Origin of the sequence: Sinosporangium album, from assembly GCF_900100605.1 — a bacterium.
GTDB classification, from domain to species: Bacteria; Actinomycetota; Actinomycetes; order Streptosporangiales; family Streptosporangiaceae; genus Sinosporangium; species Sinosporangium album.
The window spans coordinates 63,519-71,673 of sequence record NZ_FNCN01000030.1 but is presented as its reverse complement, the minus strand read 5'-3'; the positions used below and the strand labels follow the sequence as shown (position 1 = coordinate 71,673).

4 protein-coding genes are annotated in these 8,155 nt (G+C 67.0%); 3 read left to right on the top strand and 1 reads right to left on the bottom strand.

Annotated elements, in window-relative coordinates; translation table 11 throughout:
• Positions 1–442, top strand: a 442-nt coding sequence (locus BLQ73_RS33565; RefSeq protein WP_218125999.1) for a hypothetical protein, incomplete at its 5' end; no start/stop codon positions are given.
• Between the two features lie 1,185 nt (positions 443–1,627).
• Positions 1,628–3,670, top strand: coding sequence for a S9 family peptidase (locus BLQ73_RS24440; protein WP_218125998.1), 2,043 nt, complete (start codon positions 1,628–1,630; stop codon positions 3,668–3,670).
• Positions 3,671–3,827: 157 nt separating this feature from the next.
• On the opposite strand, the gene BLQ73_RS24435 is transcribed toward BLQ73_RS24440, so the two are convergent.
• Complete coding sequence (locus BLQ73_RS24435; protein WP_245691352.1) at positions 3,828–6,401, bottom strand: lysylphosphatidylglycerol synthase transmembrane domain-containing protein; 2,574 nt, start codon at positions 6,399–6,401, stop codon at positions 3,828–3,830.
• Between the two features lie 272 nt (positions 6,402–6,673).
• On the opposite strand from BLQ73_RS24435, the gene BLQ73_RS24430 reads away from it, so the two are divergent.
• Positions 6,674–8,149 carry a M28 family metallopeptidase gene (locus BLQ73_RS24430; RefSeq protein WP_176955649.1) on the top strand — a complete coding sequence of 492 codons (1,476 nt, stop codon included), beginning with the start codon at positions 6,674–6,676 and terminating at the stop codon, positions 8,147–8,149.
• Positions 8,150–8,155: the final 6 nt, after the last annotated feature.

Sequence of the window (8,155 nt, the reverse complement as noted above, 5' to 3'; positions counted from 1 at the left end):
CACGCCGCCAGCGTTCGTCCTGAGCCAGGATCAAACTCTCCAAACAATGTCTGTCAAGCAGAACCCGGCTGAGCACCCCAAAAAAGGGTGTCAACCAAAGGAACCATCCCCCACCATCGGTGGGTGGACGGAGGTAATGCATCATGCACTGGCTTTTAGCACACTGTTGAGTTCTCAAGAAACGAACGCGTCCACCATCCGCCCGGACCCTCAGGCCCGTTCTTCTGGGGCGTACCCATTTCGTTCTGTTGTGTTGTTATTCTTTCCGTTTTCCGCTCCGGCGTCAAATCAGCTCGTTTCCGGGCTGTTTCAACTCTCGGGCGAGAATCGAAAGGAATTTCAACCTGCTCTGTCTCCAGAGCAACCCCTCCAACTTACCAGCCTTCCGAGCCGCTTGCGAACCGGCACCGAAAGCTTGAAAGCCACAGAGATCACCGACTAAAGGCAGCAAAGACCGCACGGAACTCACCTGAGTGATTTGAGTGGGGTTTGCCGCACCTCGTCGGCTCGACAAGATTAGCAGCCGCTCAGACCACCTGCGACACGATCGAGGCGGTCCGCCGCGCCCCCCGCGGATGTCCCAGTCCCGGAAGCGTGCCCACGCTGAGCCACCGCCCGGTCCCCTTGGTACATCCCGCCTCTCGCGCACGCGCACGCGCCCTCGCCAACCCGCACGCGCACGCGCCCTCGCCAACCCTCGCCAACCCGGCACCTTCTGCCGCGCACCGGGACGAGTTCGCCGCGACACCCCAGAGCCATGGCACGCCTCCCAGAACCACGGCCATGCACCGCGGCCATGCCCACCGCTTTCGCCGCTGACCGGCAGATGCCAGGCGGATGTCGGGCGGATCCCGGCCAGGTATGCGGGAAGCATGCCCCGGAAGAGCCGGACCCGGCAGGGCGCTCGTCTCCGCCCGGTACACGTCCCTCCCCGTTATGTGAGAGGGACCGCTCTCCACGTTCGGGGGATGACCACCGAGCCGGCCGGGCCTACCTGCCTCTCGATCGTCGCCGAAGGGGGTCCAAGGGCCCTCCTCCGTGCTGGAGCACGGGGAGCACCCGAAGGTCGGTGGCCGTAGGTGGTCTCCGCTCCACTACGGACGCCAGGTGCCTGCCGCGCTGGAGCGAGAGGGTTCGCCCAATAACGGGGAATCCCCCTGCCGCGCGTTCCAGGTGACACCTTGCGTCGGCTCTCCCCCCCGGATCCACCGGCGTCGGCTACGACACCGGTCAATTGCCCGCGCCCGCCCCAGGATTCCAAGAATTACCTGATAGATCACCAAGTGAGTAGTTAACGGAATACCTCGCCATTAATGCGGGGTTTGGCCCCTATCAATCGCAGAACTGCCGGACGCATTCCAGGCCTCGTGGGCAGGTCGGAACCGCGGCAGGCCGGGCGGGCGTGGCCTCGGTTCGTCTCGCCATCGGACACGCGACGTCCACGCGGTCCACGCGGTCCACGCGGTCCACGCGCACGGCTGCAGGTCGGAGCAGCGACAGGCCTTCGCCGCTCGAAAGCCGAGGCGCGGCTCCCCCTGAAGCAGCGCGCGGACCACGGCATGAATGCCAAATGGCCAGGTCGTGACAGGGCCATAGACTCGGGGAGGTGAGCAGCGATATGCCACCCATGGCGAAGAAGGTTGCCGGCGAACGGACTCATCACGGCGACACTGTGGTCGACGAGTATGCCTGGCTGATGAATAAGGACGATCCCGACACGATCGTCTATCTGGAGGCGGAGAACGCCTACACCGAGAAGGCAACGGCCCACCTGGAGGAGCTCCGCGAGGCGGTGTTCCAGGAGATCAAGGGTCGCACCTTGGAGACCGACCTCTCGGTGCCGACGCGCAAGGGCAGGTGGTGGTACTACTCGCGCACCGAGGAGGGCAAGCAATACGGCATTCAGTGCCGTGTCCGCGCGGAGGGCGAGGATCCGCCGCAGATGGGTGAGGGCGGCCAGCTGCCGGGTGAGCAGGTGACGCTCGACGGGAACGAGTTGGCGGGCGACGCCGAGTTCTTCTCGATGGGTACGAGCTCGGTCAGCCCGGATGGACGGCGTCTGGCCTTCTCTACGGACTTCAAGGGCGACGAACGTTTCACACTCCGATTCAAGGATCTTGAATCGGGTGAGACGCTGGCCGATGCGATTCCCGGGGTCTTCTACGGCGGGTCGTGGTCGGCGGACGGGTCGGTGTTCTTCTATACGGTCGTCGACGAGAGTTGGCGACCGTACCGCGTGTTCCGCCATGAGATCGGGACTCCTGCGGATCAGGACGTGCTCGTGTTCGAGGAGAGCGACGAGCGTTTCTGGATCGGGATCGGCTTGACGAGGAGCGAGCGGTTCCTCGTGCTGTCGATCGGCAGCAAGATCACCGGTGAGGTCCGGTTGCTCGACGCGGCCGATCCGCTGGGCGAGTTCCAGGTCGTACGGCCGCGCCGGGAAGGCGTCGAGTACGACGTGGATCACTCGGGTGACCGGCTGCTGATCCTGCACAACGACGGCGCGCAGAACTTCGAGCTGGCCAGTGCCCCGGTGGACGACCCGGGGGTGTGGACTCCGCTGATCGAGCATCGGGAGGACACCCGGCTGGTCGACGTGGACGCGTTCGACGGTCATTTCGTGGTGGCGTTCCGCCGGGACGGACTGACGGGCATCCGCGTGGTGCCGGATGGCGACGAGGCGTACGAGATCTCGTTCCCGGAGCCGATTTTCACGGCGGTGCCCGCGGGGAACCCGGAGTTCCGCACGAACCGGCTGCGCCTGTCTTACACGTCGATGGTGACACCGCCGTCGGTTTACGACTACGACTTGTCGAGCCGCGAGCTGATTCTGCTGAAGCGGCGTCCGGTGCTCGGGGGCTACGACCCGTCGGACTATGAGCAGTTCCGCGAGTGGGCGACGGCGGAGGACGGCACGCGGGTGCCGATCTCGATAGTGATGCGGAAGGGCACGGAACGGCCCGCTCCGACGCTGCTGTACGGCTACGGGAGTTACGAGGCGGCGATCGACCCGGGCTTTTCCGTGCCGCGGCTGTCGTTGCTCGACCGGGGGTTCGTGTTCGCCATCGCGCATATCAGGGGTGGCGGCGAGATGGGCCGCCGCTGGTATGACGACGGCAAGATGATGGCGAAGAAGAACACGTTCACCGACTTCGTGGCCTGCGCGCGTCATCTGAAGGCCGCCGGGTGGGCGGGCGATGTCGTGGCGAGGGGCGGGTCGGCGGGCGGACTGCTGATAGGCGCGGTGGCGAACATCGCCCCGGAGAGCTTCGCGGGCCTTGTCGCTGAAGTGCCTTTCGTGGACGCCCTGAACACGATCCTCGACCCGTCGCTGCCGCTGACGGTGATCGAGTGGGACGAGTGGGGCAACCCCCTCCATGACAAGGAGGCTTACCACTACATCAAGTCCTACAGCCCGTACGAGAACGTCCACGACGGGCTCTACCCGCCGGTTCTCGCGCTCAGCAGCTTGAACGACACACGGGTGCTCTACCACGAGCCCACCAAGTGGATCGCTCGTCTGCGCGCGGAGGCGGGCGGCGGGCCGTTCCTGTTGAAGACCGAGATGGGCGCGGGCCATGGCGGCCGCAGCGGTCGCTACGACGCCTGGCGCGAGGAAGCGTTCACGCTCTCCTGGATCATCGATCAGGTACGGCGGAAACCCGAGTGACGCGGACGCCGTAAGCGGTCAGTTGTGGTCCCCGCGACGCCCGTGGGGGCCACAACTGCCGTAAAGAGTGCCTCGCAGCCTTCAAAAGCCCTCGCCGCTGCCACAGGCCTCCGCCGCTGCCGCAGACCCTCGCCGCAGCCACAGAGCTCCGCCCCTGTCACAGAGCTTCACGCCGCTGGAGGTAGGTGAACGACGCCCAGCCGGGCAGCACCGGCAGCCAGAAGGTGAGCAGCCGGAACAGCAGTACGGCCGAGGTGGCGACCTCGGGCGGGACTCGGGAGAGGGTGAGGCCGACGATCAGGGACGCCTCCACCGCGCCGAGACCGCCGGGGGTCGGGGCGGCGGAGCCGATGGCGTTGCCGGCGAGGAAGACGACGGCGACGGCGGCGAAGTTCAGTTCGCCGCCGAAGGCCCGCAGCGAGGCGTCCAGGCAGGCGACGAAGGAGATCGTGAGCAGCAGGGTGCCGGAGCACGCCTGCAGGATCTTGCGCGGCGACTGGAGGACGTCGAGGAGCCTGGGTACGACGCCGGAGAACAGCGACCGTGTGCGCTTGACCACGACACGCCGCAGAGGCGCGATGCCGAGGGCGGCGAGTACGACGAGCGCCACGGCGAGCAGCGCCACCAGCAGTCCGCGTGACGGGGTGAAGGTGGGGGCCGTGCTGGATCCGGTGATGTAGGCGAAGAACAGCAGAAGCAGCACATGGAAGACGAGCTGGACAAGCTGGGAGGCACCGACGCTGGCGACGGCCTGGCCCGGTGGGATGCCGCGTTTTTGCAGATAGCGGGTGTTGATGGCGACGCCGCTGACGGCCGCCGGGGCCACCAGTTTGACGAAGGAGCCGGCGAACTGCGCGAGCACCGTACGGCCCAGCGGCAGCTTCTCCGGGACGAACCCCATGAGCAGGAGCGCCGCGGCGAGGTAGGTGATGCCCGCAGCGGCGAAGGCCGCGCCCGTCCAGCCCCAGTGGGCGCCTTTGACGACTTCGACGACGTTGACCCGGCCGAGTCCGGTGAGCAGGTAGTACGCGGCGAAGGCTCCGCCGATGATGGCGAGGAGGGTGCTCAGCCGGAATCGCTCCAGCCGTACCTCCTCGACTTCGACCTGGGGCTCCAGTTGGACGATGTGGTCGCGGATGGCCGACAGGAGGTCCTTGTGCTTGGCGAGGGCCGAGCGGGTCTGCCGGGCGAGGGCGATGCGCTGGAGCAGCGGCAGGGCGGCGGCGACCGCGTCGGGGCCGAGGATGGCCGCGGCGGCGCGGACGGAGCGTTCCGCTCCGACGCGCAGCGCCAGGTAGGTGAGGAGCTGGGCGATGTCGAGGCGGAGCAGCAGGTCGCCGGCGGCGATCTCGCCGCTGCGGGCGTCCACGAGGACGACCTGGCCGGAGGCGTCGAGGTGGATGGTCTCGCCGGTGAGCCTGCGGTGGGCGAGCCGGTGGGCCTGCAGCAGTTGGACCTGTGTCCAGATGCGTGACAGCAGCTCGTCGTCGATCTCTTCATCGGGAATGTCTTCGAGGGCCCGGGTGGCGATGTGGTCGTAGGCGAGGAGCGCGGCTTCTGTGCCGATTTCGCTGGTCGCGCGGAGTGGGGGCGTGCTCACGCCGGCCGCCTGGGCGGCGTAGGCCATCACCGCTTCGCGTTCGAGTTCGGCGCGGAGCGAGCGGATGGCGCGTCTGCGGGTCTCGGAGTTGAGCCGCATTCGCCGCCATAACCGGTAGAGCAGCCCCGCGACCTGCCTGTCGCGGTCGAGGACGGTCACGTCGAGCCGGTGTCCGTCGGTGAGGACGACGGCGTAGCGGCGGCTGCCCTGGGCGTCGTCCTCAATGCGGCGCGCCTTGATCGGCGAGTGGCCGAGGCGGCGCAGGGAGGCCACCACGGCGCTGCCGGGGGGCCGGGTGTTGGGGCTGCCGACGCTGTAGAGCGTCGCGTATCCGACCGCCATTCCGAGGAGGATCGTCACGATCGCCCCGGGAAGGGTGATGTTGGTGCCGGTGTACAGGGCGAAGACGTTGAGGGCGACCGCGGTCCACATGACGGCCCGCCAGGTGGGCCTGCGTGAGATGCGCACGGCGGTGACGTAGGCGATCACCGAGGTCAGCAGCGTGTTGAGGGGCTCGACGTCGGGCCGCCCGCCGGTGAGGAGCTGCCGTATGTCCCCCGGCCCGGTGGCGATCAGCCACTCTCCGACGAAGAACGAGACGACCATGCCCACGATGGCCGCTATCAGCCCTTCCGCGACGCGTAGGCCGTCGCGGTGGAACACGCGTTCCACCGCGAACGCGACCGGGATCGCGAGCACCAGGGCACCACCGAGGAAGGTGGACACACTGATCAGCAGGTCGGGCGCCCGGGCGGCGCCTTCCTCGACGTCGGCCTCAAGTCCGTTGAGCGTCTGCTTGGCCACGAGGGACAGCAGGACCACAACGGTGAGGCTGAGCAGGGTCGCGAGGAACCGCAAGGCGTCCGAAGGGCGCCGCAGCCGCTGGGGCAGCAGCGGTTCGACGACCAGGACGTCGGGCTCCCGGGAGTCTGCGGATTTCCGCGAGTCCCCGGAATCTTGGGAATCCAGGGAATCCTGGAAATCCGACGAGTCGGCAGTGCCCGTGTCGGGCGGACCGCTCGCCTCTGAGCTGGGGTCCGGGTGAGGGCGCGAGCTATCGCCGGAGGGCTCTCCCCCAGAGAGGCCCCCCGTCGGGCACCCTGCCCCGTCACGTTCCTTTATGTCGGTCACCGCCAGCGATTCTGCACCCTTCCGAAGGATTTCGCCGCTCGGAATCGCGCACCTCCCCTACCGGTATCCCCCCGTCCCGCGTGTTGTGATCTTGCGCAAACAGACCACAACCGCTGTCCCGTATCTCTCACCGGCGCCTGACAGTCTTCCCGACTTGCCACGGAAAACAACCAACGAGGTGATGAAGGTCTCACGACGCGCCGCGATCGAGGGACAGTGGCTTGATCACGGTTCCGAGTGACAAGGTGATCACATCCATGGGGGGATCTCTGATGTCTAGTCACCTGTTCACCCGCCTGTTCGGAGCCGCCGTCGCGGTTATTCCACTCTGCCCAACCGCGCCCGCGTTCGCGGAGAATCCCGTGCACGTCTTGGAGAAGGCCGTGTCCGGGGCAGGCGTTTCCAAACATCTCATAGCCTTTCAGGCGATCGCCGATGCCCACGGCGGTAACCGTGCTGCTGGTCTGCCCGGCTACGCCGCCTCTGTCGACTATGTCGCTGGCCTGCTAAGAAAAGCCGGGTATGAGGTTATCCTTCAGCCCTTCAGATTCAACTTTTACCGTGAGATTGGCAAACCGTCGTTCGAGCGGGTGGGAGCCGCGCCGTACGAGCATCCGGCGGATTTCAGCACCGTGGAACACTCGGGGCCGGGGGACGTGACCGCCCAGGTGCAGCCGGTGGACGTACGGCTCCCGCCGGACAGCCGGCCGAGCACCTCGACCAGCGGATGTGAACCGTCGGACTTCACGAGCTTCGTTCCGGGCAGAATCGCCCTACTCCAGCGTGGAGGATGCCCGTTCAGGGTCAAGGCCACCAATGCCGTCACGGCGGGCGCAGCCGCCGTCATCATCTTCAACGAGGGCCGGCCCGGCCGTACCGACTCCTTCAATGGCAGTCTCGAAGAGCCGCACAGCGTCCCCGTCGTCGCGACCTCGTACGGCATAGGCCGGGAACTGGCCGAGACCCGGGCGACCGTACGCGTGGCGACACAGGTGGAGAGCGAGTCCCGCGTGTCCCACAACGTGATCGTCCAGACCGAGCATGGCGATCCGGATGACGTCGTGGTGGTCGGCGCCCATTTGGACTCCGTCCAAGAGGGTGCGGGGATCAACGACAACGGTTCGGGCGCCGGCGCGGTGCTTGAGGTGGCGCTCGCCATGGCGGAGCACAAGCCCCGCCGCGCGGTGCGTTTCATCTGGTGGGGTGCGGAGGAACTCGGGCTGATCGGGTCGAAGCACTACGTCCGCGCTCTGTCGCCGCAGGAACGGTCCAAGATCAAGCTCTATCTCAACTTCGACATGGTGGCCTCGCCGAACTACATCTACGGCATCTACGACGGGGACGACTCCGACAAGGTGGGCCAGGGCCCGGGGCCCGCCGGGTCGGCGGAGATCGAGCGGGCTTTCCAGAAGTACTACGAGAAGCGAAGCCTTCCCCACATGGGGACGGACTTCACCGGCAGGTCGGACTACGGCCCGTTCATTGAGTACGGCATCCCGGCCGGCGGGCTGTTCACCGGAGGGGAAACGCCGAAGACGCCCGCCCAGGCGGCGTTGTTCGGAGGTACTGCGGGACTCTCCTACGACTCCTGCTACCACCGTGCCTGTGATGACCTGTCCAACATCAACCACACCGCTCTTGACGTGAACACCGACGCCATCGCCTCGGTGACCGCCACCTTCGCGTGGCCTACCGCTGCCGCCCGGTCCACCACCCCGTCTGCCCCCGCACCACGGGAATCGGGGTGACCCGCG

Excerpts from the sequence above, each read along its gene's own strand:
- BLQ73_RS24430 (WP_176955649.1), top strand. The coding sequence starts at position 6,674 with ATGTCTAGTCACCTGTTCACCCGCCTGTTCGGAGCCGCCGTCGCGGTT.
- BLQ73_RS24440 (WP_218125998.1), top strand. The coding sequence starts at position 1,628 with ATGGCGAAGAAGGTTGCCGGCGAACGGACTCATCACGGCGACACTGTG.